The organism is Labrenzia sp. CP4 (assembly GCF_001579905.1).
Lineage (GTDB): Bacteria > Pseudomonadota > Alphaproteobacteria > Rhizobiales > Stappiaceae > Roseibium > Roseibium algicola.
The window spans coordinates 1,749,767-1,776,403 of the sequence record NZ_CP011927.1; the positions used below are offsets into that span (position 1 = coordinate 1,749,767).

Genomic DNA, 26,637 nt, shown 5'->3' on the forward strand with positions numbered 1-26,637 from the left:
ACTGCCGGATCATCGGAAAGTTGTTTCACACTGTCAATACTGCTTATCGCGACCAGGAGACGGATCGGGCATGAAGAAGACCTTCGTTGCTGCAGAACAGGCAAAGGTCACCCGAGTTGAGGCGGCAGTTTTCTTGGAATGAAAGTTTACGTAACGACAATCACCAGAATTTCATAACCGTCAGTCTATCCTTCTCCTGCTTTCCCGATTGGCAAACGGAGGGATTTCATGAGCGACGTCCGGCAGACCTTCTCCACCGCATCAGTTGCAAGCCTCGATAGTCCGCAGGCCTATATCGAGGAGACACCGATCTGGCGCGATGGTACGGATGTCGACAGTTCCATCCTGACCGGCATGCAGTGGCGTATCTGGTGGCTGGCCTGCGCCGGCAAGTTCTTTGAAGGCATGGTTGTCTTCATGACCGGCATCGCCCTCCCGCTGATCGGGCGGGAATTCAAATTGACAGCGGTGGAGCACGGACTTGTCAGTTCGGCGATCCTGTTCGGCATTCTGATCGGGGCGACAGCACTGGGCGGGCTTGCGGACCGGTTCGGACGACGGGCGATGTTCATCGTCGAGATGGCGCTCTTCATCGCCTTTCTGCTGGTGCTTTCGATAGCGCCGAACCTTGCGATTACCCTTATAGCGCTCTTCGGTGTCGGCCTGGCGCTCGGCTGTGACTATCCGACGGCACATATGGTGATCTCGGAGAACATTCCGGCGCGGGCACGTGGAAGGATGGTTCTGGGAGCCTTCAGTTTTCAGGCGGTCGGCGCATTGTCGGGTACAGGGCTTGCCTTTCTGACGCTCACCTGGTTTCCGGACCCCGAAGCCTGGCGCTGGATGTATCTGACGGCCGTTCCGCCTGCTCTTCTGATCCTGGCCGGCCGCTTCTTTGTTCCGGAAAGCTCCAACTGGTTGATCGTGAGGGGACGGGTAGCAGAAGCGGAAACCGCACTGCTGAGATTGCTGAACCGGCGCCCGAGATATCCAAGCGAGATTTCGCTGAAGGCCGAAACAGCCGCTTCGCCGCATGCGCACAAAGTCAAGTGGAGCCGGTTCCTGACAGACCGGAAACTGCGCAAGGCGACGATCTTTGCGTCGGTTCCCTGGTTCCTGCAGGATCTCGGGACATATGGCATCGGCATTTTCACGCCGGTCATCCTGGCCAGTTCAATTGGCAACAAGCGCGAGCACGCACAGTCGCTCTCTGATCTGGTCTACAATGATCTGCTTGCGGCGAAAGGCGCCGCCCTGATCGACGTCCTGCTGATTGTCGGCATTGTCTTTGCCGTGATGTTCACTGACCGGATCGGCCGTGTCCGCCTTCAGGTGATCGGTTTCATCGGCTGCGCCGTTGGTCTGGCGATTGCGGCTTCAGGCAACCATGCAGGGTCTGGATGGGACGTCCCCCTGATCTTTGCAGGCTTCATGCTGTTCAACTTCATGACCAACATGGGACCGAATGCGCAGACCTACCTGATTGCCGGCGAGGTGTTTCCTGTCGCCTATCGCGGCACGGGGGCGGGCCTTGCGGCGTCCTTCGCCAAGATCGGCGCCGTTCTGACTGCCTTCCTGTTTCCGATTCTGCTCAAGGACCTGGGAACGGACGTGCTGCTGGCTGGCCTCGTGGTTACCTCGCTGCTGGGGGCGGTGGTGACGTGGGTCTACCGGATCGAGACGCGCGGTGCCGGCCTTGGGTGAGGAGGGCGGCTATTCGTTTGCGATGGCGCTTTCCCGTGCAGTCAATCTGTGACGTAGCACCAGCATCGCCAGGGCTGGAACCAATGTCAGGCCCGCATTGACGTAGAAGACGGAGGCGCCGGACCGCGCGACGGCCTCCCGGGTGAGCAGTTCTTCCGATCCCGGTGCAACAAGACCGGTGACAATTGCGATCAGTCCGGTAAGGCCGCCGCCGATGGCAATACCGGCAGAGGAAATGGTCGGCAGGATGCTGGAGACCAGGTTCTGGTCTTCTCCCTCGGCGGTGTACATCAGCGAACGCATCAGGATCTGGTTGCACAGCCCGTGGCCGGCACCGGCAACCACGGCAGCGAGCGCAAACAAAGGCAGCGACGCGGTCGTGATGGCAAGAGCAGTGAGGGTCAAGCCGCCGGCGATCAGGAACGGACCGGTCGTCAGATAGGTCAGCTCGCGCTGCCGCGACGGTGCACGGGAAGAGATGACGGCGAAGATCGACCAGGAGAAGGCGAGCCCGGCGGCAACATAACTTGCCTGCGTCACGCTGAGACCCCAGTAGACCTGGCCGACCGTCGTCACGAAAACCGCCCGCACCGCAGCGGCAGCGGAAATGAGGAACACGATCCAGGTGCCGAGGCCGATCAGGGTCTGCGCCCGGAAGGCATCGCGCGGGAAAAGGCGATGCGGGCTTGCGGCGTCAAAGGTCAGCAGCAGCGCTGCGGTTGCCAGACCGGCTGCAATCGTCAGGGCAAGCGGCAGGGGCGCATGCAGCTCGCCTATCACGGTCAGGAGAAAGATGCTTGCTGCCAGCAGGGCAAGGCGAACCAGCAAACGGACCGGCAATCTTCTGGCCGTGGGGTCGCTTGCCGTGGCCGGACGCACTGCGTGCGCAGGCAAGGCCGTGTTCATTAGGACGAACAGCAGCAGCACGAAGGGTATGTTGATCAGAAAGGCGGCGCGCCACGACCAGAGTTCGGACAGCAAGCCGGCCGAAACCGGCCCGATACCCGCTGCAACGGCCCAGACCCCTGCCAGCAAGGCAAAGACACGCGGGGCGATGTTACTGGGGAAGAGATCCGGGATCAGCGAATAGCACAGCGCGATGATCATGCCTTCGCCGAAACCCTGCAGGGCGCGTCCGGCAATCAGCCCTTCCAGAGATGTCGAGAGACCCGCGAGCACCGATCCGCCCGCAAGCAGGAGCGACGCCAGCAGGAAGGGACTGCGGGCACCGAAACGGACCTTTGCTGCGCCAGTGAGGCAGCCCGCCAGGATTGCCATCATTTCAAAGGAGGAAAATACCCAGAACGCACGGTCCTGTCCGCCAAGATCGCGGATGATGTCCGGCAGGACAGCGGTGGTAACAAAGCCGTTTATGGCGTGAGATCCGACCCCGAGTACCAGCGCCAGTGTGCCGGCCGCGCGTTCCGGTGAAAAGAGTGACGGGCTGACGGGCGGGAGCGCTGGCGAGCTGATGGACATGACAACCTCGATAAAGAAAGTATTTTCTTTATATATTGAGCTTCGGAAATAAAGAAAGAAATTTATTTTTTTATTTTAGCGCCGGTATGCGTGAGGGTTTAGCCCTCGAAGGCCCTTGGTTCATGCCGGCCCGGACGATGTAACCAGGGATGCCGAATTCGCGAAGAGACCTATTATGGATGGGTTTCTGTCAGTGACAGGAAATGTGCGGGAACGGCATCCGTCAGCCAAACGCCGTTCTCCGTTCTGTAAAACGTGTGCCCCACGGCCTGCATTGCGCTGGCCGCGACCTGAAGAATTGCAGGTTTGCCGTGACGGCTTCCGACCTTGTGCGCGGTGTCGCGATCCGGTGACAGATGCACATGGTGCCGCGCCATAGGTTTCAGGCCTTCGGCCAGAATAGGCGGCAGAAAGCGTGTTGCCGTTCCGTGGAACAGGAACTCCGGAGGCTGTAAAGCTGTGAGGCCCAGTTCAATGTCAATCGAATGACCCTGATGTGCGCGAATGTGTTTGCCGTCTTCGGAGAACTCGAAGCGTTTCTTGTCGTTGGTCGCGACGATTCTTTCCAGCTGATCCCTTTTGCAATCAAGGCCGAGGGCTCTGAAGGTACCAAGGACATCAGCTACGTCAGCCCAACCGCTGTCTGACAGCATCAAACCGGCGTCTTCCGGTTTGTGTCTTAGCCAGAAAGACAGGCGTTTTGAGATCTTTGTGTCTGTTTTCATTGTCTTTTTCTTTAAATGTATACTGTTTTCAAATTCTGCGGCCCCTGCGAAAGCGGGCGAGCGCACCCTCAATTGAGGTGGCCAGGTGACAGGACCTGGGCAGCCATGGTCTGCAAGGGCCTTGCTGAAACAGAAACGGCGCAGGTTGCCTCGCGCCGTTCTGGCTCATGCTGCGTTGTCGTCCCGAAGCCGGACGAGGTCGTTCATGAGGCCTCCGGTTCCGTTGTGGACCGTGAGCCGGTCGACCTTGCCGGCGATGGCTTCAAGCGCTTCGAGCTCCTTGAGTCGAAGCATGACCGGGTTTTCGGCCATGACCTTGGCCGTGTTGAGAAGCGAACGGGTTGCGTTCGTTTCTTCACGGCGCCGGATCACGTTGGCTTCGGCTTCCTTTTCGGCTGCCACCACCTTGTTGAGGATCTCGCGCATTTCGCCCGGAAGGATCACGTCCTTGAGGACGATGTCGGAGACCTCGACACCGATTTCAGCCATGTCGGCCTTGATCTTGGCGGCTGCTTCCGCGTTGACCTCCCCCTTCTTTTCAAGGATCTGGTCGAGCTTGAGCGCGCCGAGCTGCTTGCGGAACACAAGCTGCAAAGCCCGGTAGAGCGTGTCGGTGAAGTCCTTCACCTCGGTTGCGGCCTTCACCGGGTCAACCACACGGTAATCCGCGGAGAGGTTGATCCGGATGGTAACGCGGTCGAGGGTCAAGACTTCCTGACCGGTGACGTCGAGAGCCTGACGCTTGAGGTCGATGACCTTCTGCGTCACGGTTCGGCCTGCCTTCCAGAAGGCATGCACCCCGGCTTCAAGCACCTTGGTGAGCACGCCATCCATGAAGAGGAGGGCGACGCTACCGTCGGTCACCGGCACGATCACGAACTGCTGCGTCTGACGGGCATCCCCGAGCCGGCGCATGAGCTTCTGCGTGAGGGCCGGGTCGGCAGCCGTGTCGATGACCTCGAAGGTCCACGGGCCGGCATCCGTCCACAGGACAAGCCGCTCATCCGGGCCAAGCACAGTGTGGATACGGTTGTCCCGTTCCACAATCGCCACTTCACCCGGTCCGGTCCGGATAACGGTCAAGTGCTCTTCGGCAACTTGCGGAAGCTTATCGAAGAGCGCCTTCTCGTAGGCCGACCGGAACTGAGGCATTGCCATCGACTGGCGCTCGATCACCAGGGTGCCACGGCCATTTTCGAGGCTGTGTTCACCGGGTCCGAGAATGCCCTTGAGCTCTCCCTTGCAGATGTGGAGAGCCCGTTCCGTTTCAGAAATCACTACGCGGGTCCGCCCGCGGATCTTGTCGAGAAAAGTCGTCATTTCGATAATCCTTCCAATGCACTAAGGCACGTGGTTGTCCTTTCCGGTGTTGAAGATGGTTGGAGGTTGAGGAAACCGGTCGCTCGTCATGAGGCGTCCGGGGTGAAACGATGAGACCCGAAGAGAGCACGAGGTCTCCCGGCGGGCCCTTGGCCAGAGGGCGTAGCAGCGGCAATGCGGGTTCCAACCCGTTCGAAAACAGGCGGTTCCGGCAAAGCGGCGGCAGAGCCTTTGCCAAAGGCCGGGCGAAGCGACCTGGCGTCGGCGGTCAGGGCACTTTCACCCGAAGGCAAAAGGGCCAGTCCGCGTTCGCAAGACCTCTCCGGGTCCCCAATGGAACAGCTTGCATAGCTGCTGGCGTGACAAGCCAGTTCGGCGTTGGAGGCCGTGTTTTTGGAGCGAGAGTTGAACTCGCGACAGTCGGATTAAAGGTCCGATGCTCTACCACTGAGCTATCCATGGAGCACATCACAGGAGTCGAACCTGTTGCTTCCGGGGTACACTCCCGGCGTTCAACCGTTAAACTTCATGCGCGATTGTCCGATCCTCCAGAACAGCATCCGTACATGAGTGGGCAGGGCCTGATCATGCGGGTGGCGAAAAATGGCCGAACCGTTGATGTCTGTGCCAGTATGGTGACCGGTGACGAGTTAATACTTCGAGAGCGGGCGCCAATGCAACCGGCAATTTCAAGAGAAGCGATGTTTGTTGCTAATGTGATACAGTATGTTGCATTTTTATCACTTTTGCCCAGAGTGACGGCTGTCGCCCTAGGCGGGGACTTTGGTTGGTTTGAAGCGGTTTCGGTGAAGAACCGTAAACCGCAATCTCCTCGACCTCTTGCGCCGGGAAGACGGCGAAGGCAAACTCCCGGCCAGATTGTGTTTCCGCCCCTGCGAGGACCTATGGCCAACAAACAGTCCCGGTTTCTGATCGACACCTATTTTGCCGCCTTCAATGCAGGCGATACCAAGAAAATGGAAAGCCTGGTTGCCGACGACCTGATCCATGACGTCAACCAGGGTGAGCGCCGTGTCGGCAAGGACAAGTTCTGGTCCTTCAACGTTCACATGACGCGCTGCTACAAGGAACGCCTCAGCGACATCGTGCTGTTCGTCAGTGAAGACGGGACACGGGCTGCTGCCGAGTTCATCGTCCATGGCAGCTATATCGGCACCGATAGCGGATTGCCGCCCGCGAACGGCCAGACCTACAAGCTGCCGGCGGGCAGCTTTTTCGAGATCCGCAATGGCCAAATCGCCCGCATCACCACCTATTACAACCTTCAGGACTGGATCGACCAGGTGACGGAAGGTGCGGGTGAAAAAGTGCCGGAAGAGGCCTGAGCCAAAACCCTGCTTGTGCGCGAGCAGAGCCGGACAGGCAAAATTCATTTGATCAATCAGCTCTCCGTGCTCATCCGCGGGGAGCTTTTTTGTTTCTGAGAATGGCGATCTCCTCGTTGATTGTTGCGCACACGCAACCGTGAAGTTCGTTTTATTGACGATAATAATTAGACCGGTCTATTTCTAATTCAACGAACACCGCTGACGAGGCGCTGCATCAGCCGGATTAGTGGTGTCAGAAGTCCCTGACGAAAGGAAACCCCTTGGCCAGAATACGCAACGAAGCTGCCTACGAGACCGCGAAGACCCGTCTTCTGGATGTCGGTATGACGCTTATCCGGGAAAACAGCTTCGACGGGATCGGGATCAATGACGTGTTACGGGAAAGTGGTGTGCCGAAGGGGTCCTTCTACCACTACTTCGACACCAAGGAAGACTTCGGTCTCGAAGTGGCGCGTCACTACCACCGGGATCAGCTCGCTTTTGCAAAGGCCTGCCTTTCGGACCGCAAACGCTCGCCGGTGGAACGGCTGGAAGCATTTTTCTCCGGTGCCCGGGAAGGGATGAAGGACCGTGGCTACGCCCAGGGATGCCTGATGTGCAACCTGTCGACGGAGCTGGCCGACCAGAAACCGGTCTTTCAGGCGGAACTGGACCGTCATTGGCAGGCGCTGACCGGTGAACTGGAAATCTGCCTGCGGGAGACGGATCTCTCCCGGATCGGACTGTCTCATCTCTCCCCGGCACAGGCTGCCGACTGGTTGATGAATTCGTGGAGCGGTGCGCTGACAAGAATGAAGGCAAGCCGCAGCGACGAACCCCTGGCGCTGTTCATGCGCACAATCTTCAAGAAAGAAGGGAAATGAAAATGACCACTCAAAAGACAATCCTGATTACCGGTGCAAGCCGGGGTATCGGGTTTCTGACCGCCCAGAAACTCGTACAGGAAGGCCATATCGTTTATGCGGGCATGCGGGATCTGGATGGCAGAAACGCGGAAGCGGCCAAGGCGCTCAAGCTTTTTGCGGAAGGTCTTCCGGGCAAGCTTGTTCCGGTCGACCTGGATGTTGCTGACGAGAAAGGTGTCGAACGGACCGTCGCGGCAATCGAGGCAGAGCAGCCGATCGACGTTCTGGTCAATAACGCAGGCGTCATGCCTGTTGGTCTGACGGAAGGCTTCACCATGGAGCAGGCAAAGGATCTGTTCGACGTCAATGTTTATGGTGTCATGCATCTGACGCGGGCGGTGCTTCCCGCGATGCGGGCGCGGAAGTCCGGTCTCGTGATCAGTCTCAGTTCGGTTGCAGGCCGGTTCGGCATGCCATTCTTCGGCCTTTACTGCGCCAGCAAGTGGGCGATGGAAGCTTACTGCGAGTCGCTGCATTACGAGCTGGAGCCGTTCGGGGTCGAGTCCGTGCTGGTTGAGCCGAGTGGCCATGGCACTGACCTGGTGACCTCCGCCCCGGCTCCGGGTGATGCGGTGCGGGTTGGGCAATATGGCGATTATTCCAAGGGGCGCGACAGGTTGCTTGGTATGTTCCAGGGTATGTTCGATCAGGGTGAAGCCATCACCGATGCGGGCAACGTCGCAACCAAGATCCTTGAGCTGATCGCAATGGATGGATCGCGGCCGATCCGCACCCAGGTCGGGCAGGATATGGGTGTCACCGCCATCAACGAGGCAACCGCCCCGATCCAGGCGCAACTGGTGAGCGGATTGAAGCCGGTCTATCTGGGAGCCGCATCGTGAGCGGCAATGCCCTGATCGTCGGTGCCGGGCCGGGCCTCAGCGCGTCTCTGGCACGGACGTTTGCCAAGGAAGGCTACAGGGTGTCACTGGCTGCCAGATCTCCTGGAAAGCTGGAAGGGCTTTGCGCTGAAACCGGAGCAAAAGCCCATGCCTGCAATGCTGCCGACGCGGCCAGTGTGGCGCGCCTGTTCCAGGACCTGGACGAGGCGGGGGCAACGCCGGACCTTGTCGTCTACAACGCCAGTGGCCGCGTCCGCGGACCGGTTGCCGAACTCGATCTTGAGGATGTGCATGCCGCACTGGATGTGACCGCCTACGGTGCGCTGGCCGTCGCACATGAAGCGGCAAAGCGGATGGTGCCAAAGGGGAAGGGCGTGATGCTGTTCACCGGTGCTTCCGCCGGCATCAAGGGCTTCCCGCAATCAGCGCCCTTTGCCATGGGCAAGTTCGCCTTGCGTGGCTTGTGCCAGTCACTTGCCCGGGAATTGTCGCCGCAAAACATCCACGTGGTTCATTTCGTCATCGACGGGGTGATCTACAATCCGGATCGTGGTGCGCCTTATGACGACCCGGACAAGACCCTTCATCCGGATGCAATCGCACGGACGTATCTGGAGATCTCGCGTCAGGACAAAAGCGCCTGGACATCCGAGTTGGAACTGCGGCCGAGTGTCGAAAAGTTCTGATCCGGTAAACCGAAAGCCCCGGCGCGGCGGATGCCGTGCCGGGGCTTCGCTGTTTTCTTACTCTGCCGCATCCGCACGAGCGCCGAAGTGCCGTGCAAGTTCGTCGGCGAGATCGGTTCTCTCCCAGCCGAAACCGCCGTCTTCTTCCGGTGCGCGGCCGAAGTGGCCGTAAGCAGCAGTGCGCGCGTAGATCGGCTTCGAAAGTCCGAGACGCTCGCGAATTCCCCTCGGTGTCAGACGCACCATTTCGCGCAAGGTCTTGCCGAGAGCCACTTCATCCACCTTGCCGGTTCCCTGCGTGTCGACATAAACGGCGACCGGCTCCGGCATGCCGATGGCATAGGCGAGCTGGATCAGGCATTTGTCGGCAAGGCCGGCGGCGACCACGTTCTTGGCGAGATAGCGTGAGGCATAGGCAGCCGACCGGTCGACCTTGGTCGGGTCCTTGCCGGAGAAGGCGCCGCCACCATGGGGAGCTGCACCGCCGTAGGTGTCGACGATGATCTTGCGACCCGTGAGGCCGGCATCCCCATCAGGTCCGCCAATCACGAAGCGGCCAGTCGGGTTGATGTAGATCCGGTTGTCGGGAACAGTCCAGCCGACGGGCAAGGCATGCAGGATGAACGGCAACACCGCTTCGCGCACTTCTTCCTGGCTGACATTTTCGCCGTGCTGAGTGGAAACGACCACGGCATCGATGCCGGTCGGACGGCCGTTTTCATAGCGGAGCGTCACCTGGCTCTTGGAGTCCGGGCCAAGGCGTGGTTCGCGCCCGGATTTCCGGGCTTCGGCCATGGTGCGTAGGATCTTGTGCGACAACAGGATCGGTGCGGGCATCAGCTCCTCGGTCTCGTTGCAGGCATAGCCGAACATGATGCCCTGGTCGCCGGCCCCTTCCTCGCCCTTGTCGCCTTCATCGACGCCCATGGCGATGTCGGCCGACTGACGGTGCAGGCGGTTGACCACTTCCAGCGTCTGCCAGTGGAAACCTTCCTGTTCATAGCCGATGTCGCGGACGGCTTCACGCACCAGGCTCTCGACCGTATCGAGGACCTGGTCGGGGCCACGAACTTCTCCCGCGATGGTGACGTGATTGGTGGTGGTCAGCGTTTCACAGGCAACGCGGGCGTCAGGGTCCTGTTCCAGGAAAGCGTCCAGAATGGTGTCGGATATCCGGTCGCAGACCTTGTCCGGGTGTCCCTCGGAAACGGATTCACTGGTGAATAGCCAGGATCTTTGCGTCATTGCGCGCTCCTTGTCGTTTTGGAAAGGATAGTCCTGCCCGGGGCGGTGTATGGCGCCCGGGCAGGGAGATCGGGAAGGAAGGGGATCAGACAGGCTTGCGGAACAGCTGGATGCCCCAGGCCAGCTGGCCGGCGTCCGCGGCATCAACCCAGTTCATGAGCCCAAGCGCCATCTTGTCGAGATAGTCGGCGGAAGCGCCTTCGTTGCGCAGCTTGTCGTAGTTGGCGAGAAGCTCCTCGCGTACCCGGAAATAGTGATTGCGCAGCTGCTGCGTCATGTCCCGCTGTGCGACGGTTTCAAAGCCCAGTGCTTCTGCCGTCTCGCGGTAGAAGCGCATCGACCCGAGGCTGTTGAGCTGCAGGCGGTCATAAACCGGCTGGAGAGCTTTCGGGTCGGCATCATCGGCCTGCATCGGATCGGTGAAGATGAAATAGCCGCCCGGCTTCAGCACCCGGTGGACTTCCTGCAGCACCTTGTGGCGCTGATCGGAGTGCAGGATCGCATCCTGGCTCCAGACAATGTCGAAGCTTTCCGGCTGTTCCGGAATATCCTCGAAGACGCCGTGCTCGACGCGGATCCTGTCCTTGAAACCCTGCTGGATGTTGCGGTGCCGGTTGGTGTCGTTCTGGACATCGGAAATGTTCAGGCAGACCGCGCTGCAGCCACTGGCCTTGACCAGCTTGCGCATCGCGCCGCCATAACCGGAGCCGATGTCGAGAACCTTGGCGTCCGCACCCAGATTGGGCAGCATGCCGGCCATCTCGTCGATGGTGAGGTCCGACGCTTCGCGAATGTTGCTGGTGTCGTCGTAAAGGCCGATGTGAAGGTCCTGGCCGCCCCAGACAAGGCTGTAGAACGTGTCGGCGTCGTCACTGTCGTAGTAGCTTTCGGCAACTTCGCGGATATCCGTTTTGCCGTCTTCAGGGCGCGCGCCACCCCAGCGAACCAGGTGCAGGCTGGATTTTTCGGCAATGTGAATGAAGAAATCCGGATCGTTTTCCGCAAAGGTCTCCTGGAAGTCACCATAGGTGCGGACCCGCTCGAAGCCTGCCTCCGACAGGAGACGGCGCATGTAGTTCTTGCGGATGGGGCACATGTTGAGCGTGTACTCGGCCCCATCGGGAAAGCTGTATTTGAAGCGGGCGAGGCCTTCGTCCATATGCACCGGTTCGGCCTTCACCTTCTTTCCGGCATAATAGTATTTGTGCTTGTTGGAATAGCCCTGATCTAGCATCGCATCGTAGTTGCGCTGATCGATGATCAGGATGCCGTCGTGTTTGAGCGCGGCATAGAATTCGGCAAGCGCCCGGCGGCGGTCCAGTTCGTCGTGCAAGTGGGTGAAGGAATTGCCGAGGCAGATGATGGCGTCGTATTTGCCCTGAATGTCCCGGTTCAGCCAACGCCAGTCAGCCTGCACCGTCTTCAGGATCATGCCGCGTTTCTGGCCGTTCTGGAACGCCTTTGCCAGCATGGCAGCGGAGCCGTCGGCCGAAGTCACGTTAAAGCCTGCGCGGGTCAGCCGCACGGAGTGGAAGCCGGTTCCGGTTGCGACATCGAGCACGGTTTCCTTGCCGCGGGCGCGCAGCACGTCCATGAAGAACTGTCCCTCGCTGTCGGCGCGCGCGTCCCAGTCGATCAACTCGTCCCACTTTTCCACGAACGACATGATGTATTCGCCGCGGTAGAGATCCGTTTCCCGGTCTGCGATCGGATCCCGGCCATAAGCCTGCTCGTCCAGTTGCAATTCGGCATTGGCGGACAGCTGTTGAGCCTGCATGGATAGCGTCTCCTTTTTAAGGCGCGCGATGCCGCACGGAACAGGCCGCAGCGTGCACGCGCTCATGCACCGCCCGGAGGTCGGGCAGCGAGCGTCGGAATGGTTCTGTTGCAAGCCCGGCGGGAGGTGCATAGGTGCACTGGGCGGAATTTAGCCGACCCTTTGCGCGAAGGGTCGAGTGCCGGACTTTTCAGGAAGGCGCACAAGGCAGCGAATGGGTGCTGCAGGTGCGGAAGGTAGGCTGTTGGAAGCCCTGTACATCCGCTGGTGAAGCGGTGTGCGCCTTTCACTCATTGGGTGCCGGGACCTTAACAAACACCGGTTTCATTACAACAGCCGGTCTCGGAAAAATCGGGAATGAACCGAAAAGTTCTGGTTAAGCCTTTGTAATTAAATAAATCTTTTTTTGTAAAACTTTTCTGACACATTCGTTGGCAGCACACTCCAGGCGTGCTGCCCCTGTTTTCTGGCTGCCTTCATGCGCCCTGATAGTCCGGCATGCGCCGCTCGATCCATCCGGTGAGGCCCTCGTGAACGTCCCGTGTGGCTGCCATGCGTGCAAACTGCTCCTGTTCGATCCGCAGGCCTTCGGAAATGGTACTGTTGAGCCCGCGCGTGACGGCAGTCAGGATCCTGGAAGCAGCCAGCGGCGAGTGACGCAGGATGCGCTCTGCGAGGGCAAAGGCCGCCTCCAGTTCGCTGCCGTCAGTGACAACCTGGTTGACGAGTCCAAGCTCATGAGCTCTGTGCGCGGAAAAGCTGTCACCGGTGAGAAGCAGTTCCAGGGCTCGTTTCCGGCCTGCAAGGCGCGGCAGACGCTGCGTGCCGCCGAAGGTCGGCGGGATGCCGATATTGATTTCCGGTTTTGCAAAGAGTGCGCTTTCGCAGGCGACGGCGAGATGAACCGCTTCGGTGATCTCGCAACCGCCGCCGTAGGCCAGACCATTGACAGCGGCGATGACCGGCTTGGGAAAGTTTTCCAGGCGCGCAGTCATGCGCTGGCCCCGCTGGCAAAATTCGCGTACCGCGGCGTCGATGCCCTCCGCGATGGTGCGCGAAAACTCGTGAATGTCTCCACCTGCCGAAAAGGCGCGCCTGCCTGAGCCGGTGATGACGACAGCACGAGTGCCGTCGTCCGCTTCCAGTTCGTTCAGATGAGCCAGGATGAGGTCGTTGGTAGCGTAGTTGAGCGCGTTCAGCTTCTCGGGCCTGTTGAGGGTAAGCAGCGCAATGGGGCCGTGGCGGTCCAGAAGAACAGGGGCAGTCATGGGCTTTGTCCTTGGTTGAAAGTCGATAGGAAGACGCTAGCGACGGCGCGCATTGAAGTATATTCACTGGTGAGTATACTTCATCGATGATCAAACCTGCCGAAACAGCCAGAGAGCGGATCCTGACCGCTGCCAACAAGCTCTTCTATGCGGAGGGAATCCGTGCCGTCAGTCTCGACACGATCGCGGAGAAGGCAGGTATCACCAAGAAGACGGTTTATTACCATTTCAAGAGCAAGGACGACCTGATCGAAGCTTATCTGGCGTCTCGAGATCAGCCCAACCTCAATCAGTTCCGGAAGTGGTTTGGGGAAGCCGAAGGTGATCTGCCGGACAAGGTGGAGGCAATCTTCCGCCAGATAGCGGTTGCTGCAAGGCACCCGAAATGGAAAGGCTGCGGTTTCCTGCGAACAGCGGCGGAACTTGCCAATATGCCCGGGCATCCGGCGATGAAGGTTGGTGCCGGTCACAAGAAGAAATTCGAGGCATGGATGGCGGAAGAATTTGAGGCTGCTGGTGTCGGCGGAGCTCCGCACCTGGCCCGCCATATCGTGCTGCTCCTGGATGGTGCGTTTTCGACCATCCTGGTTCACCGCGATCCTGCTTATGCGGAAGCTGCAGGAGAGGCGGCGCGGGCACTGGTTGCATCGGCGATGCTTGATCGGACTACCTGACGATCAGCCCCGTCCCCATGAAAGCCTGGCTCCTCCAGTCTTGCTGGGGCACTGGGCTTTCACTCGATCTCTTGCCTTGCTGGGCTACGGCCTAGAAGAACGCAGGATTGCGGGCGACGATCTGATCGACCTGCTGCAACGTGCCTGACAGATGTTCGCGGACAGCGGTTTCCGTAGCCGTTTCATCACTTGCCTCGATACCAGCCAGGATGAGCCCGTGATATCGCAGGATGCTGGCGGGTTTACCGGGGTCAGGTAGGTTGAGATTGCGCAGCCGGTCGATATGGCCGGAGCGCGACGCTACGAGCTGACACAGGCTGGCAAGCCCGACCGCCTTGAACAGCGACAGGTGAAAGCGTTTGTCGAAGGTGGCAAAGAGGCCAAGATCGCCCTCGGCATGTGCCGTTTCCTGAAGCTTGAGGATCTGACGGGCAGGGGCGATGGAGGATTTGTCTTCCTGTCTGGCCAGGGTGCGTGTCACCTCCAGTTCCAGCGACAGGCGCAGGAACTGGGTTTCGCGGGCATGGTCGACGTCGATCTTGGAGACTTCGGTCTTGGATTGCGGGTAGATGGTCAGCAACCCTTCTTCTTCCAGCTTCATCATCGCATCGCGCACAGGGGTCTGGCTGACGCCGTAATGGGTAGCCAGATCCGTCCGCGACAGGCTGAGCCCGGGCTTGAGGTCCAGCGAGATGATCCGCGCGCGCAGCGATTCCTGTATCTGCTGGCTGACGGAGATCCGCCGGATCCTTTCACCGCTGCCGGCGTCTGCCGCCTTGTTCGGGTCATCCAGCAACCGAGCCAGTTCAACCGTCATCGCTGATCCTCTCATTCAAACGCACGATTCTTCTCGGGAGAAGATAGAACAGACTTGCAAGAAATGCACTAATATATTAATGCATCAGATAGCGGGAGGAGGAGCTCCCCGCGCAATCGAGTGGAGGACACCATGAAATTCACCGCCGCTGCCCTGGCAGCTTCGGTCTCCGTCATCGCAACAATGGCGCAGGCAGAGACCTTCAGCATTCAGACCTCTTTCAATGCAGGGGACTTTTCGACCCAGTATCTGACGGAAACCTGGCTTCCGAAAATCAAGGAAATGACCGATGGCCGGGTCGAGATCCAGCTGACGCCGAACGGATCCGTGGTGCCGGCAAGAGAAACGCCTGATGCTGTCGCAGCCGGCGTTTTGGATGGCGACTTCACCTCCGTGAACTACTTTGCAGGCCGCGAGCCGGCCTACGCCATCATGGGCGACCTCATCTCCGGCTACGACACGCCGCAGCAGATGATCGGTTTCTGCAAGGATGGCGGCGGCGAAGCCGTGATGCAGAAAGCAGCTGATGCCGTGACCGGGGGAGAAGTGCAGGTCGTTGCCTGCGGGCCTTATTCTCGCGAAGCATTACCGGCCCGCGTACCGATCCGCACGTTCGAAGATCTGGAAGGCAAGAAGATCCGCTCTCCGGAAGGGCTTGCCGCCGCGGTCTTCCAGGCTGCCGGCGCGTCGCCGGTATCCATTCCTTTCTCTGAAGTCTATGGTGCTCTGGAAAAGGGCATTGTCGATGCAGCAGACGCCTCGGCCTACGTCAACAACGACGCGACCGGTCTGCATGACGTTGCCCCTTACCCGCTTTATCCCGGCATTCACTCCATGCCGTCGATGCAGTTCACCATCAACAAGGCGAAGTGGGATGCTTTGAGCCCGGAAGACCAGAAAGCCCTGCGCGACTGGTGGTACGAAGCCATGTTCGCAATGGCAGCTGAAGTCGACAAGAAGGACCAGGAACTGGCCGCACGGGATGGGGCTGGCGAGAAGATCGAAGTGATCAACTGGGCCCAGGAAGATCGCGACCAACTGCGCGAGATCGCCCGGAAGGAATGGGAGAACTACGCCCAGAAGTCGGACCTTGCCAAGGAAGCGCTTGACGCGAACCTCTCCTACATGACCGAAATCGGTCTCTTCAAGAACTAGGACCCGGCCAGTGACGCGTGCCCTTGCTTTCCACCTTGCAAGGTGAGGGCACGCAGCTTTCTTGCCAAAGCTCCTGTGCGCGCACAGTCTCGATGACCTGGCCTTGTGCCCGGCCGGATTCACCTGTCCGCTTCAGGTCTGCATTCAGGGAGAGATGATGAAACGCCTATTCGCGCGTTATGCCGATGTCATGGACAGTGTCAGTGTGTTCATCGGTCATGGCTGTTCCGTGCTGTTTTTCGCCTGTATCGCGGTTTCCGCGCTCGAGGTGGTGATGCGGTACGGGTTCGACAGCCCGACTGTCTGGTCGACGGAACTTGCCATGACGCTCTGTGCTTCGGCCTGGGTGCTTGCCGTTGGTTATGTCACCCAGCGGCACCGCCATATTTCCATCACCATGATCGAAACGCTGGTCAGTCCCCGGGTCTGGCGCGCTATGCGCCTGTTGCAGATGGTGATCGCGGCTGGCGCGGTAATTGTCCTGACCATGGCCCTGTGGGATCCGATGCTGAAAGTTCTGAAGCGCACCGAGCACTCGGGAACCGCGCTGAACTCGATCCAGCCGACCTATCTCAAGATCCTGCTTGTTGCTGGTTGCGTTCTCTACATCCTCCAGCTTGCCGCCAACATCATTCGCTGGTGCCAGCGCACCGAAGGGGAGATCGCCGGTGGGCATTGAACTCATTACCCTTCTGATCGTCGTCGCGCTGCTGGCGCTGATGGCGCTGGGCGTTCCGCTCGGCATCACCACACTGACGGTGTCCTTGGCAACGGCGATCCTCTATTTCGGCGAACGTGCCGGTTTCTTCATCGTTGCTGCTAATGTCGGCGAGGTCCTGCACAAGTACGAGCTGATCGCCGTTCCCTTCTTTGTCTTCATGGCCAACGTCCTCGAGCGATCGGGGATCGCACAGTCACTGTTCGACAGCATGGCGATCCTGGGCGGGCGCTTCCGCGGTTCGGTCGCGGTGCAGACCTGTGTCGTCGCGGTGGTGCTGGCGGCAATGTCCGGCATCATGGGCGGCGAGATCGTCATGCTCGGCCTGATCGCGCTGCCGCAGATGCTGCGGCTCGGGTATGACCGCAAGCTGTCCATCGGCATCATCTGCGCTGCCGGCGCCTTGGCAACGCTGATCCCGCCCTCGGTCGTTCTGATCGTCTACGGTCTTGCGGCTCAGGTTTCGATCACCAAGCTCTTCGCCGCCTCCGCCGTGCCGGGGCTGATCCTCGCCAGCCTGTTCATCATCTACATCCTGATCCGGGTGCGCTTCAATCCGGCACTGGCACCGATCTACGACATTCCCGAAACCGGTTTGCCGCTGTTCCAGCGCGTCAAGTTCCTGAAAGGGGTTGTTCTGCCAGGGCTTCTGATCGGTGCCGTGCTCGGGGTCATTTATTCCGGTATCGCCACCGTCACGGAGGCCGCGGCTGTCGGAGCCGTGGGTGCTCTCGTGGTTGCCGCCGTCCGCAATGAGCTTTCGTGGAAGATGGCACGTGATGCCATGCGCCAGACGGTTCTGACGGTTGGGTCCATCATCTGGCTGGTGCTGGGGGCCGTCTCGCTGATCGGCATCTACAACCGGATCGGCGGCGGCGAATTCCTGCGCGGCCTGCTGACATCCCTTGATATCGCACCGATCCTGGTCATCGTCGTCATGATGCTGATCGTCATGGTGCTCGGCACGTTCCTGGAATGGATCGCGATCATCTTCATCACCGTACCGATCTTTGCACCGGTGGTGGTGGATCTCGGCTTTGATCCGGTCTGGTTCGGGGTGCTCTTTGCCATGAACATACAGATCTACTACCTGTCGCCACCTTTCGGGCCAGCCTGTTTCTTCCTGAAATCCGTGGCGCCAAAAGATATCCAGCTGCAGGAAATCTTCGCCGCCGTGCTGCCGTTCATCGCCCTGCAAGCTGTCGGCCTGTTCCTGGTGCTGTTCTTCCCCGATCTGGCCCTGTGGCTGCCGAACCTGCTGGACTGAGGAGGATGAGATGAAAATCACCGACAAGGATCTCACCCGCCAGGATGAGGATATCGCACCGGGAGAATTCGCGGACGAAGAACGCCGCGACGACCGCTTCGGCAACTGGCCGGAAGTTGCCGGCCTCGTCTTCACCCTCATCGTCATCTGGCTGACCTTTGCCTTCACCGGATAAAATCATGACGCACAAAGCCCCAAAAGACTTACGATCCGCGCGCTGGTTCGCTCCTGACGATCTGCGCAGCTTCGGTCATCGCTCGCGGATGATGCAGCTCGGCTACTCGGAAGAGGACTTCCGTGACAAGCCGGTCATTGGCGTGCTCAACACCTGGTCGGAGCTGAACACCTGTCATTCCCACTTCAAGGAGCGGGTGCAGGACGTGAAGCGCGGCGTCTTCCAGGCGGGAGGCTTTCCCGTCGAGATGCCGTCGCTCTCGGTCGACGAAAGCTTCACCAAGCCGACCTCGATGCTCTACCGCAACATGCTGGCCATGGAAACGGAGGAGATGATCCGTTCTCACCCGCTGGACGGCGTGGTGCTGATGGGGGGCTGTGACAAGACCACACCCGGTCTTGTCATGGGGGCGATCTCGGCAGGTGTTCCGATGGTCTATCTGCCGGCAGGCCCGATGTTGCGTGGCAACTACGCCGGCAAGATCCTGGGGTCGGGGTCCGATGCCTGGAAATACTGGGACGAGCGCCGGGCCGGCAACATTTCCGACGATGAATGGCTCGGGATCCAGGGTGGTATCGCCCGCTCGGCCGGCACCTGCATGACCATGGGGACGGCTTCGACCATGACGGCCATTGCCGATGCAATGGGGCTGACCCTTCCGGGCGCATCTTCCATTCCGGCGGTTGATGCGGGCCATCAACGCATGGGAGCCGATTGCGGCCGGCGCATCGTTGAGATGATCTGGGAAGACCTGACACCGGATCGGATCATCACGGATGCCGCCTGCCGGAACGCCGCAGTCGTGGCGATGGCCACCGGCTGTTCCACCAATGCGGTCGTCCACCTTATCGCAATGGCGCGCCGGGCCGGTGTGGAGCTGTCGCTCGACGATCTGGACGCCCTTGGCCGGGTGACACCGCTGATCGCCAATGTGCGACCTTCCGGCAGGGACTACCTGATGGAGGATTTCTTCTATGCGGGCGGCCTGCGCGCGCTGATGAAACAGATCGAGGACCGGCTGGATCTCACTGCGCTGACCATCACCGGCAAGACGCTCGGTGACAATCTGGAAGGCGCGGTCGTCTATAACGACGATGTCATCCGACCTCTCTCCAACCCGGTGTATCAGGAAGGTTCGCTCGCCGTTCTGCGCGGGAACCTCTGCCCTGACGGTGCCGTGATAAAGCCGGCGGCCTGCGATCCGAAGTTCCATTTCCACGAAGGGCCGGCCCTGGTCTTCGACAGCTACCCTGAAATGAAGGCGGCCATCGATGACGAGACCCTGGAGGTCACGCCGGACCACGTCCTGGTGCTCCGCAATGCCGGGCCCCAGGGCGGGCCGGGATTTCCCGAATGGGGCATGCTGCCGATCCCCAAGGCGCTGATCAAGCAGGGCCATCGCGACATGCTGCGGATCTCCGATGCGCGCATGTCCGGCACCTCCTATGGTGCCTGCGTGCTGCATGTCGCGCCGGAAAGCTACGTCGGCGGACCGCTGGCGCTGCTGAAGACCGGTGACATCGTCCGGCTGGATCTCGCCAACCGCCGCCTCGACATGCTGGTGGGGGAGGCGGAACTGGAGGCCCGCAGGGCCGCCTGGCAGGCCCCCGTGCCACGGTTTGAGCGCGGCTACGGTTATCTCTTCCAGCGACACGTCACCCAGGCCGACAAGGGCTGCGACTTCGACTTCCTGCAATCCGACTTCGGCCGCACCGCCGGCGAACCCGATATCTACTGAGGACATCATGAGCGACTACACACTTTCCGACGACACTCGCGCGAAACTGAAAAAGGTCTCGACGGCTTCCGTCGCGACGGCGCTCTACAAGCGCGGCCTGCGCAACCAGTTCATTCAGGGTGTGGTGCCGGTAGCTCCGAAAGACGAAAACATGGTCGGTCAGGCTTTCACGCTGCGCTACATCCCGGCTCGGGAAGACCGCAATCCGATCACGGTTTTTCGCAATCCGGACCATCCGCAGCGGGTTGCGATGGAAACCTGCCCGCCAGGCCACGTTCTGGTGATGGATGCGCGCAAGGATGCGCGCGCGGCAACGGCCGGTTCCATCCTGATCACCCGGCTGGCGCTACGCGGTGCTGCCGGTGTTGTCTCCGACGGTGGTTTCCGGGACGCGGAAGGTATCGGCGCACTCGACATGCCCGCCTATTACGCCAAGCCGTCAGCTCCGACCAACCTGACCCTGCATGAGGCGCTGGACATCAACGTCCCGATATCCTGCGGCGATGCTCCGGTCTTCCCCGGGGACGTTCTGGTCGGCGACAAGGATGGCGTCATGGTGATCCCTGCACATCTGGCCGACGAGCTTGCCGACGAATGCACCGGCATGGAGAGCTTTGAGGATTTCGTGCTGGAAGAAGTGAAGGCCGGAACGCCGATCATCGGTCTCTATCCGCCGACCAAGGAAGAGAACGTGCAGAAGTACGAAGCCTGGCGACGGAAAACCGGGCGGTAGGGGGGGCGTATGCTCTAACCAACCCAAAACCTCATCCTGAGGAGCCGCAATGCGGCGTCTCGAAGGATGGGCGGCACATTCCGAGCGAGCAGCCCATCCTTCGAGACAGCGCTGAAGCGCTTCCTCAGGATGAGGTTGCATGTGTGGGGCTGCGGAGTTCGATTGAACATAACCCCAATCGGCCCCGCGTTCTTTGCGGGCCAGCCTACCTTGCCGGCATGCCCTTAGCGCGGAAATGGCGTTTCTGGGCGGCGATGCGGAACTGGGCGTTGGCGGCGCCATAGCCCTTGTAGCCGCCGCGGCGTTCGACGATCTCGAAGAAGAAGCCTTCGCCGTAGGTCGGGCTGTACAGCTGGAAATATTCGCCGTTCTCGTCCCGGTCATAGAGAATGCCCGAGTTTTTCAGGTCGTTGAGGAAGTCTTCTTCCAGCCCGAAACGGGCATCCAGATCGTCGTAGTAGTTCGGCGATATCACCAGCGGGGTGAAACCGTTGGCTTGCAGTGCCTTCACCGTCTTGAAGATGTCGGCGGTTTCGAAGGCAATATGCTGCACACCCGATCCGAAACCTTCCGAGATGAAATGCCCGGCTAGGGTCCTTCGGTTCTCCGCCCCGTTCAGCGTGATCCGCAGGCTGCCGTCATCGTTTTCGATGGCCTGGCTGCGGACGAGGCCCGCCGGGTCGATGACATCCACCATGGCAGTCTTCTCCGTGTCGAAGATCGACCGGTAAAACAGAAGCCAGGTGAGCATCTCGTCATAGTTCATCGTCTCGGCCAGGTGGTCGATGCGGATCAGGCCGGCATCACCTGTCGCCCCGTCCTGATCAACCTGTTCGAACTCGATTTCCCACACCCGTGACAGATCCTTGCTGTCGTCGACGAAATGAATGACGCTGCCGCCAAGAGCGCGGATCGCAGGGATCTTCAATTCGCCAGGCCCGACCGGCTGTTCGAAGGTTTTGGCTCCCAGGGTCTCTGCACGGACAACGGTTGCCGAAGCGTCTGCAACCTTAAGGCCGATGTCACAGACATTGGTGCCATGCGAGATGTAGGACGCATGGGCGAAGCCGCGCGGGTCGGTGTTGATGACGATGTTGATGCCGCCTTGCCGCCAGAGTTCGACCTCCTTGGAGACGTGCTTGCCGGCCTTGTGGAAGCCGAGCGTCGTCAGCATGGCCGACAGGTCGGTTGCTTCCTTGCGGTCGGCCGCAAATTCAACGAACTCGATACCTGCAACCGGTACCCTGTCGGGCATTTCGGGAACGGGGATCCGGATGCCGGGTTCGGTTCGCCGGACCTGGTCCATCAGGTAGAGCAGGGAGCGGTAGCCATCGACGGCGATGGATTTCGGCGAACCGCCACGGAACTGATCGTTGAAGATCTCCAGCGACAGCACGCCGTCATAACCTGTTGCCGCAACGGCCCGCATGAAGCCGGTCACGTCCAGATCGCCTTCGCCGGGCATGTTGCGGAAATGGCGGCTCCAGTAGAGCAGGTCCATGTTGAAGTTCGGCGCGTCGGCCAGCTGGACGAAGAAGATCTTGTCGCCGGGAATGGCCCGGATCGAATCTGGGTCGATCTTGCGCGACAGGGTGTGGAAGGAATCCAGGATGAGGCCCACGTTGGGGTGGTCGGCTCTGCGCACGATTTCCCAGGCATCGCGGTGATCGTTGACGAAACGGCCCCAGGCGAGGGCCTCGTAGCCGATGCGGATACCGCTCCTGGCGGCAAGGTCACCCAGCTCTGCAAGATCATCGGCGGCACGATCGATGCCACCAAGCGCGATGGGAGAGACGTTGGAGCAGATCAGCACAAGATCCGCGCCCATTTCCTGCATGAGGTCGAATTTGCGTTCGGCGCGAGCGAAGGTTCGGCTGCGCTGTGGCTCGGGCATGCCTTCAAAGTCGCGGAAGGGCTGAAACAGCGAGATCTCCAGGCCATGGTCGCGGACCATCTGGCCGACGTCCTTCGGACTGCGGTCAAACGCCAGGAAGTCGTTTTCGAAGATCTCGACGCCATCGAAGCCTGCAGCCGCGATTGCGCTGAGCTTTTCGGCTAGGTCGCCTGCGATAGAGACTGTGGCGATGGCGGTTTTCATGGGGACCTTCCGTGGGTTCAGTAGCCCATAATGCGGGGCAGCCAGATGACCGTTTCCGGTACAAATGTGAGGAGGAGCAGCACCAGCACTTCAACGAAGAAGAACGGCAGTATGGCCATGGTCAGCCGGGCCATGCCGACCTGGGCGATGCCTTCGGCGACGAACAGACATAGGCCGAGTGGCGGGGTGATCAGGCCGATCATCAGGTTGAAGATGACAAGGATGCCGAAGTGGACCGGGTCCACGCCCATGCCGACCGCAATCGGATGCAAGATGGGCACCAGCACCAGCATGGCGGCGATGCCTTCCAGAAACAGTCCGACGAACAGGAACAGGAGAATGGTGGCAATCAGGAACGTGGTCTTGCTGTCGACATTCAACAGCACCCAGTCGGTCAGCATGTTCGGAACGCGGTTGTAGGTCAGCAACCAGTTGGCGGCAGAGACCGCGGCAATGATGATCAGGATGACCGCGCTGTCGCGCATGGCTTCGGAGAAAAGTCGTGGCAGGGAAGACAGCTTGATGTTTCGATAGACGAAGATGCCGAGGAAAAGCGCATAGGCGACGGCGAAACTTGCCGCCTCTGTCGGTGTGACGACGCCAAGCAGGATGGAGCCGACCACGAACACCGGCATCAGCAATGGCAGTATCCCGCCGAGAATGGCCTTGCTGGCCGGTTCCGCGGTCAGCCCTATTGCCTGATCGCCGTGATCGACCTTCACGGTCAGCATTACGAAGACGGAGAGGAAAATCGCCAGCAGAATGCCGGGAATGATGCCGGCAAGGAACAGAGCCGGCACCGAAACGCCGGAGACGATCAGCGCGTAGATGATCACCGGGATGGATGGCGGGATGATGGGCCCTATCACGGAGGAGGCAGCCGTCAACGCTGCCGCAAAGGGGCGGGAATAGCCGTGTTTTTCCATCTCGGGAATGAAGACCCGGCCGATGGCGGATGTGTCGGCAACCGCGGACCCGGAAAGACCGGCGAAGATCACCGATGCCCAGATGTTGACGAGCGCCAGTCCGGCGCGCAGCCGGCCGACCAGCACATTGGCGAAGGCAATGATGCGGCTGGTGATGCCGCTTTCGTTCATGACTTCGCCTGCCAGCACGAACAGCGGAATGGCAAGCAGGGGGAAGGAGTTCATGCCTTTGAACATTTCCGTTGCGACCACGCGCAGGGAATAGGGCGCTTCGCCATAGCCCATGAACACCAGCAAGGCTGCAATGATGGCAAGAGCGATTGGAACGCCGGTCGCGAGCCCGATGAGAAGGATTGCGTAGATCATGCCTGCACCGCCTTGATGGCCGAGATGCGTTCAAAGAACTTGAGAGCGGCGGCCACGGCCAGCAATGCGCCGCCGATGGCGATCGCATACTGCCAGGTGCCGACCTTGGCGACCCAGACCAGCGAGTCGATGCCTGTGGTTTCCGCAAGCCAGTTGCCGGCTGATTTCAGGCCCGAAGCGTCAAGGTTGCCTCGGCGAACGGCGAAGGCATGTCCGGAGAAGGCGAGGGCAACACCGGTTGCGAAACTGACCAGGTCGACGGCCGCGAAGAGTTTTTCACGAACGGAGACGGAGAGAAAATCGGTCAGCACCGTGAAGCGGATATGTCTGTCCTGCAGATAGGCAAGCGCGAGACCGAACATGACACCGTAGATAGTCAGATAGATCGGCAGTTCCTCGCCCCAGGATACCGACTGGCCGACCGTGTAGCGGCGGAGCGAATTGACGAAGATGATGGCAAAGACGAGGGCCATCGACAGGCCGGCTCCGAGCGCAAAGAGGCGCCGGGCAAATTCGTTGACCGTTTTCATGTTCCAGGTCCTGCTTGTTCAGCTTTTGGCTATTCAACTGACTTTGATTGAACAACCAAAAGCTGATCTTTTCCAACATTCCAGAACCCCGGGCGGCAAACCGCCCGGGGTCTTGACCGGATTACTGGCTCGCAGCAGCAACGGATTCCTGCAGGCGGTCGATCCAGACCGCATCCTCACCCAGTTCGCCGCGCAGATATTCGACAACCGCCGGCTGTGCCTTTTCGGCAAAGGCTGCGATTTCGTCAGCGGTCGGAGAATAGACCTGCATGCCTTCTGCCTGAACCTTGTTGACGCCTTCAGCCGTGCTCCACTGCTGGATGGAACGGCCCATGTTGCCGGCAATGCGCGCCGCACGGGCAACCACGGCCTGCTGGGCCGGAGTGAGCGACTGGTAGAATTCGTCGGAGATCAGGATGAAGTCGGCGGCATAGACGTGGCCGTCAAGGGTCATGTATTTCTGCAGCTTGTGCAGACCGTTGTTGTAGATCACGCCGACCGGGTTTTCCTGGCCGTCAACGACACCGGTGGAAAGCGCGTTGGGCAGTTCGGTCCAGGCGATCGGGGTCGGCTCGCCGCCGAGACCTTTCACCATTTCGACGTAAAGCGGGATCGGCTGCACACGGAACTTCAGGCCTTCCATGTCCGCAGGCGTCCGGATCTCGCGAGTGCCGTTGGTGAAGTTCCGGAAGCCGGTTTCGCCATAAGCCAGTGTGCGCAGGCCGGTCTGTGCAAGGCAGTGTTCGGCAAGCGCATCACCGAAGTCACCATCGAGCACGTCCCAGGCAATGGTTGCGGAAGAGAAGGTGTAGGGGATGTCCAGAACGGACGCGGCCGGGCAAGCCTTGGACATGGCACCGGACACCAGCACGACCTGGGTCAGGTTGTCCTGGGCCTGGGCGACCAGCTCGTCTTCGTTGCCCAGCGCACCGGCCGGAAACAGTTCCACCGTCAGATCGGTTTCACCTTCAACGATGTTCTTGAAGATATGAGCGGCAGCACCTTTCTTGGAGGCGGTCCATTCGTCCGGGTCGACATGGGCCAGACGGATTGTCTGAGCCTGGGCCGCCGCGGCGAGGCCAACTGTGAGAAGGGCAGTAGCTGCCAGGGATGAGAATTTGAAACGCATGACTTCCTCCCGTTTGCGTAACATTTTCAAAATGACCATTTCCGCTTTCGTGATGATGTGAAACCGGAAGGGGTTAAGCGTCCGCGGTCTCCCGCGGCATTTCATCGAAGGCGTCGAACGCCGCCTTCATCCGGACCGGATCGGCACGCCGACCGGTAAAGAGTTCAAAGGCCCGTACAGCCTGGAACACCGCCATGCCTGACCCGGGCAGCACCCTGCAGCCGAGCCGTCTCGCGCCAGCCAGAAGTTCGGTTTCGAGCGGGAAATAGACGATGTCCGCAACCCACATGTCGGGCTTGAGCCGTGCGAGCGGGAACGGTGTTCCAGGTGTCTTGGCCATGCCGACCGGGCTTGCGTTGACGATGCCGGACAGGTTGGCGCAGCTTGCAGCATCAAGGGTCGTGACCGGTTCCACGGTCAGTCCCTGACGATTTGAGCGAACCTGCCGGGCAAGTTGCTCCACGCGCACGGTGTCGACGTCGAAGATCTTCAGGTGCTGGACACCGCAATCCGCCAGCGCGTGGGCAACTGCAACGCCGGCTCCACCAGCGCCGATGAGAAGCACCGTCTTCAGGGACACGCCGATCATGTTCTGGCGAAAACTCTCGGCAAATCCCCATAGGTCGGTGTTGTGGCCAATGCGCTTTCCATCCCGGAACACGATGGTGTTGACCGAGCCGACAGCCGCCGCGTTGGGCGATAGCTGGTCCAGCAGCGGGATCACTTCCATCTTGAACGGGTAGGTCACGTTGAGACCGTTGAAACCGGTCACTTCGGCCGCGTGCACAATAGCTTTCAGGTTCTGTTCGTCCTCGGGAAGCGTATCGACATCGATAATGCGATAGACGCCGCGCAGGCTCTGGGCTGCTGCTTCGGCCATGTGCATTTCCGGCGTCCTGGAACGGGCAATACCCCTTCCGATCAGTCCGGCCAGTACGATGTTGCTTGCTGCTTCCACCCAGGTTCCTCCCAGAAACCTCATTTGGCAGCCCCGTTTTCGGGGTCTGTGTG

Annotated in this window: 24 protein-coding genes and 2 tRNA genes; 12 read left to right on the forward strand and 14 right to left on the reverse strand. The window is 60.1% G+C overall.

What is annotated here, in order from left to right; all coding sequences use genetic code 11:
* The first annotated feature begins 228 nt into the window (after positions 1 to 228).
* The gene (locus ACP90_RS08050; protein WP_062487801.1) at positions 229 to 1,704 is read left to right on the forward strand and encodes an MFS transporter; all 1,476 of its coding nucleotides are present in this window, start codon (positions 229 to 231) and stop codon (positions 1,702 to 1,704) included.
* A gap of 9 nt (positions 1,705 to 1,713) precedes the next feature.
* Here ACP90_RS08050 and ACP90_RS08055 read toward each other — a convergent pair whose 3' ends face one another.
* The 5 genes from ACP90_RS08055 to ACP90_RS08075 form a co-directional block, all read right to left on the reverse strand.
* Complete coding sequence (locus tag ACP90_RS08055) at positions 1,714 to 3,183, reverse strand: MFS transporter (RefSeq protein WP_062487803.1); 1,470 nt, start codon at positions 3,181 to 3,183, stop codon at positions 1,714 to 1,716.
* 173 nt (positions 3,184 to 3,356) lie between these two features.
* Positions 3,357 to 3,908: an RNA 2'-phosphotransferase gene (locus ACP90_RS08060; protein ID WP_062487805.1), complete on the reverse strand. Its 552-nt coding sequence runs from the start codon at positions 3,906 to 3,908 to the stop codon at positions 3,357 to 3,359.
* A 165-nt stretch (positions 3,909 to 4,073) separates the two neighbouring features.
* A complete protein-coding gene (locus ACP90_RS08065; protein ID WP_062487806.1) occupies positions 4,074 to 5,228 on the reverse strand; it encodes a slipin family protein in 1,155 nt (384 codons plus the stop codon).
* Between the two features lie 394 nt (positions 5,229 to 5,622).
* Positions 5,623 to 5,686, reverse strand: a tRNA-Lys gene (locus ACP90_RS08070).
* 1 nt (position 5,687) lies between these two features.
* Positions 5,688 to 5,762: transfer RNA gene (locus tag ACP90_RS08075), tRNA-Thr, on the reverse strand.
* Positions 5,763 to 6,133: 371 nt separating this feature from the next.
* Between ACP90_RS08075 and ACP90_RS08080 the strand changes: the two genes are divergently transcribed.
* The 4 genes from ACP90_RS08080 to ACP90_RS08095 all read left to right on the forward strand — a co-directional run bounded on the left by ACP90_RS08080 (position 6,134) and on the right by ACP90_RS08095 (position 9,010).
* Complete coding sequence (locus ACP90_RS08080; protein ID WP_022997944.1) at positions 6,134 to 6,574, forward strand: ketosteroid isomerase-related protein; 441 nt, start codon at positions 6,134 to 6,136, stop codon at positions 6,572 to 6,574.
* Between the two features lie 263 nt (positions 6,575 to 6,837).
* A complete protein-coding gene (locus ACP90_RS08085) occupies positions 6,838 to 7,440 on the forward strand; it encodes a TetR/AcrR family transcriptional regulator (RefSeq protein WP_055655691.1) in 603 nt (200 codons plus the stop codon).
* 2 nt (positions 7,441 to 7,442) lie between these two features.
* The gene (locus ACP90_RS08090; RefSeq protein WP_055656727.1) at positions 7,443 to 8,324 is read left to right on the forward strand and encodes an SDR family oxidoreductase; all 882 of its coding nucleotides are present in this window, start codon (positions 7,443 to 7,445) and stop codon (positions 8,322 to 8,324) included.
* The gene (locus ACP90_RS08095) at positions 8,321 to 9,010 is read left to right on the forward strand and encodes an SDR family NAD(P)-dependent oxidoreductase (protein ID WP_082809696.1); all 690 of its coding nucleotides are present in this window, start codon (positions 8,321 to 8,323) and stop codon (positions 9,008 to 9,010) included. The genes ACP90_RS08090 and ACP90_RS08095 overlap by 4 nt, the downstream gene beginning before the upstream one ends.
* A gap of 57 nt (positions 9,011 to 9,067) precedes the next feature.
* Here the strand turns inward: ACP90_RS08095 and metK are convergent, their stop codons facing one another.
* The 3 genes from metK to ACP90_RS08110 all read right to left on the reverse strand — a co-directional run bounded on the left by metK (position 9,068) and on the right by ACP90_RS08110 (position 13,300).
* Positions 9,068 to 10,255, reverse strand: coding sequence for a methionine adenosyltransferase (gene metK, locus ACP90_RS08100; RefSeq protein WP_062487810.1), 1,188 nt, complete (start codon positions 10,253 to 10,255; stop codon positions 9,068 to 9,070).
* Positions 10,256 to 10,340: 85 nt separating this feature from the next.
* Positions 10,341 to 12,032, reverse strand: a complete 1,692-nt coding sequence (locus ACP90_RS08105) for a methyltransferase domain-containing protein (RefSeq protein WP_062487812.1) — start codon at positions 12,030 to 12,032, stop codon at positions 10,341 to 10,343.
* 476 nt (positions 12,033 to 12,508) lie between these two features.
* Entirely contained in the window at positions 12,509 to 13,300 is a 792-nt protein-coding gene (locus ACP90_RS08110) for a crotonase/enoyl-CoA hydratase family protein (RefSeq protein ID WP_062487814.1), read from the reverse strand.
* An 86-nt stretch (positions 13,301 to 13,386) separates the two neighbouring features.
* Here ACP90_RS08110 and ACP90_RS08115 point away from each other — a divergent pair, with 86 nt between their 5' ends.
* A complete protein-coding gene (locus tag ACP90_RS08115; protein WP_062487816.1) occupies positions 13,387 to 13,974 on the forward strand; it encodes a TetR/AcrR family transcriptional regulator in 588 nt (195 codons plus the stop codon).
* A 91-nt stretch (positions 13,975 to 14,065) separates the two neighbouring features.
* On the opposite strand, the gene ACP90_RS08120 is transcribed toward ACP90_RS08115, so the two are convergent.
* Positions 14,066 to 14,791 carry a GntR family transcriptional regulator gene (locus ACP90_RS08120; RefSeq protein ID WP_022997936.1) on the reverse strand — a complete coding sequence of 242 codons (726 nt, stop codon included), beginning with the start codon at positions 14,789 to 14,791 and terminating at the stop codon, positions 14,066 to 14,068.
* A 132-nt stretch (positions 14,792 to 14,923) separates the two neighbouring features.
* Here ACP90_RS08120 and dctP (ACP90_RS08125) point away from each other — a divergent pair, with 132 nt between their 5' ends.
* From dctP (ACP90_RS08125) to ACP90_RS08145, 6 genes are all read left to right on the forward strand, one after another.
* Positions 14,924 to 15,946, forward strand: a complete 1,023-nt coding sequence (gene dctP, locus ACP90_RS08125; protein ID WP_022997935.1) for a TRAP transporter substrate-binding protein DctP — start codon at positions 14,924 to 14,926, stop codon at positions 15,944 to 15,946.
* A gap of 157 nt (positions 15,947 to 16,103) precedes the next feature.
* Positions 16,104 to 16,625 carry a TRAP transporter small permease gene (locus ACP90_RS08130; protein ID WP_062491455.1) on the forward strand — a complete coding sequence of 174 codons (522 nt, stop codon included), beginning with the start codon at positions 16,104 to 16,106 and terminating at the stop codon, positions 16,623 to 16,625.
* Positions 16,615 to 17,931 (forward strand): TRAP transporter large permease subunit, encoded by a 1,317-nt coding sequence (locus ACP90_RS08135; RefSeq protein WP_022997933.1) that lies wholly within the window; start codon positions 16,615 to 16,617, stop codon positions 17,929 to 17,931. Before ACP90_RS08130 ends, ACP90_RS08135 begins: the two co-directional genes overlap by 11 nt.
* 10 nt (positions 17,932 to 17,941) lie before the next feature.
* On the forward strand, positions 17,942 to 18,106 hold the full coding sequence (locus ACP90_RS28515; protein WP_168684698.1) for a hypothetical protein: 165 nt from the start codon (positions 17,942 to 17,944) through the stop codon (positions 18,104 to 18,106).
* 4 nt (positions 18,107 to 18,110) lie between these two features.
* Positions 18,111 to 19,844: an L-arabinonate dehydratase gene (gene araD, locus ACP90_RS08140; RefSeq protein WP_062487818.1), complete on the forward strand. Its 1,734-nt coding sequence runs from the start codon at positions 18,111 to 18,113 to the stop codon at positions 19,842 to 19,844.
* A 7-nt stretch (positions 19,845 to 19,851) separates the two neighbouring features.
* Complete coding sequence (locus ACP90_RS08145) at positions 19,852 to 20,577, forward strand: ribonuclease activity regulator RraA (protein WP_062487819.1); 726 nt, start codon at positions 19,852 to 19,854, stop codon at positions 20,575 to 20,577.
* Between the two features lie 205 nt (positions 20,578 to 20,782).
* On the opposite strand, the gene ACP90_RS08150 is transcribed toward ACP90_RS08145, so the two are convergent.
* From ACP90_RS08150 to ACP90_RS08170, 5 genes are all read right to left on the reverse strand, one after another.
* A complete protein-coding gene (locus ACP90_RS08150; RefSeq protein WP_062487821.1) occupies positions 20,783 to 22,675 on the reverse strand; it encodes a bifunctional sugar phosphate isomerase/epimerase/4-hydroxyphenylpyruvate dioxygenase family protein in 1,893 nt (630 codons plus the stop codon).
* Between the two features lie 17 nt (positions 22,676 to 22,692).
* Positions 22,693 to 23,967 (reverse strand): TRAP transporter large permease, encoded by a 1,275-nt coding sequence (locus ACP90_RS08155; protein WP_062487823.1) that lies wholly within the window; start codon positions 23,965 to 23,967, stop codon positions 22,693 to 22,695.
* On the reverse strand, positions 23,964 to 24,497 hold the full coding sequence (locus ACP90_RS08160) for a TRAP transporter small permease subunit (RefSeq protein ID WP_022997926.1): 534 nt from the start codon (positions 24,495 to 24,497) through the stop codon (positions 23,964 to 23,966). The genes ACP90_RS08155 and ACP90_RS08160 overlap by 4 nt, the downstream gene beginning before the upstream one ends.
* Positions 24,498 to 24,618: 121 nt before the next feature.
* Positions 24,619 to 25,626 (reverse strand): TRAP transporter substrate-binding protein DctP, encoded by a 1,008-nt coding sequence (gene dctP / locus ACP90_RS08165; protein WP_031268177.1) that lies wholly within the window; start codon positions 25,624 to 25,626, stop codon positions 24,619 to 24,621.
* 73 nt (positions 25,627 to 25,699) lie between these two features.
* Entirely contained in the window at positions 25,700 to 26,608 is a 909-nt protein-coding gene (locus ACP90_RS08170; protein WP_062487825.1) for a shikimate dehydrogenase, read from the reverse strand.
* Between the last annotated feature and the right edge of the window lie 29 nt (positions 26,609 to 26,637).

Bases quoted from the DNA above. Each gene is read 5' to 3' on its own strand.
- ACP90_RS08050 (WP_062487801.1), top strand. From the start codon at position 229: ATGAGCGACGTCCGGCAGACCTTCTCCACCGCATCAGTTGCAAGCCTC.
- ACP90_RS08055 (WP_062487803.1), bottom strand. From the start codon at position 3,183: ATGTCCATCAGCTCGCCAGCGCTCCCGCCCGTCAGCCCGTCACTCTTT.
- ACP90_RS08060 (WP_062487805.1), bottom strand. From the start codon at position 3,908: ATGAAAACAGACACAAAGATCTCAAAACGCCTGTCTTTCTGGCTAAGA.
- ACP90_RS08065 (WP_062487806.1), bottom strand. From the start codon at position 5,228: ATGACGACTTTTCTCGACAAGATCCGCGGGCGGACCCGCGTAGTGATT.
- ACP90_RS08080 (WP_022997944.1), top strand. From the start codon at position 6,134: ATGGCCAACAAACAGTCCCGGTTTCTGATCGACACCTATTTTGCCGCC.
- ACP90_RS08090 (WP_055656727.1), top strand. From the start codon at position 7,443: ATGACCACTCAAAAGACAATCCTGATTACCGGTGCAAGCCGGGGTATC.
- metK (WP_062487810.1), bottom strand. From the start codon at position 10,255: ATGACGCAAAGATCCTGGCTATTCACCAGTGAATCCGTTTCCGAGGGA.
- ACP90_RS08105 (WP_062487812.1), bottom strand. From the start codon at position 12,032: ATGCAGGCTCAACAGCTGTCCGCCAATGCCGAATTGCAACTGGACGAG.
- ACP90_RS08110 (WP_062487814.1), bottom strand. From the start codon at position 13,300: ATGACTGCCCCTGTTCTTCTGGACCGCCACGGCCCCATTGCGCTGCTT.
- ACP90_RS08115 (WP_062487816.1), top strand. From the start codon at position 13,387: ATGATCAAACCTGCCGAAACAGCCAGAGAGCGGATCCTGACCGCTGCC.
- ACP90_RS08120 (WP_022997936.1), bottom strand. From the start codon at position 14,791: ATGACGGTTGAACTGGCTCGGTTGCTGGATGACCCGAACAAGGCGGCA.
- dctP (WP_022997935.1), top strand. From the start codon at position 14,924: ATGAAATTCACCGCCGCTGCCCTGGCAGCTTCGGTCTCCGTCATCGCA.
- ACP90_RS08130 (WP_062491455.1), top strand. From the start codon at position 16,104: ATGAAACGCCTATTCGCGCGTTATGCCGATGTCATGGACAGTGTCAGT.
- ACP90_RS28515 (WP_168684698.1), top strand. From the start codon at position 17,942: ATGAAAATCACCGACAAGGATCTCACCCGCCAGGATGAGGATATCGCA.
- araD (WP_062487818.1), top strand. From the start codon at position 18,111: ATGACGCACAAAGCCCCAAAAGACTTACGATCCGCGCGCTGGTTCGCT.
- ACP90_RS08145 (WP_062487819.1), top strand. From the start codon at position 19,852: ATGAGCGACTACACACTTTCCGACGACACTCGCGCGAAACTGAAAAAG.
- ACP90_RS08150 (WP_062487821.1), bottom strand. From the start codon at position 22,675: ATGAAAACCGCCATCGCCACAGTCTCTATCGCAGGCGACCTAGCCGAA.
- ACP90_RS08155 (WP_062487823.1), bottom strand. From the start codon at position 23,967: ATGATCTACGCAATCCTTCTCATCGGGCTCGCGACCGGCGTTCCAATC.
- ACP90_RS08160 (WP_022997926.1), bottom strand. From the start codon at position 24,497: ATGAAAACGGTCAACGAATTTGCCCGGCGCCTCTTTGCGCTCGGAGCC.
- dctP (WP_031268177.1), bottom strand. From the start codon at position 25,626: ATGCGTTTCAAATTCTCATCCCTGGCAGCTACTGCCCTTCTCACAGTT.
- ACP90_RS08170 (WP_062487825.1), bottom strand. From the start codon at position 26,608: ATGAGGTTTCTGGGAGGAACCTGGGTGGAAGCAGCAAGCAACATCGTA.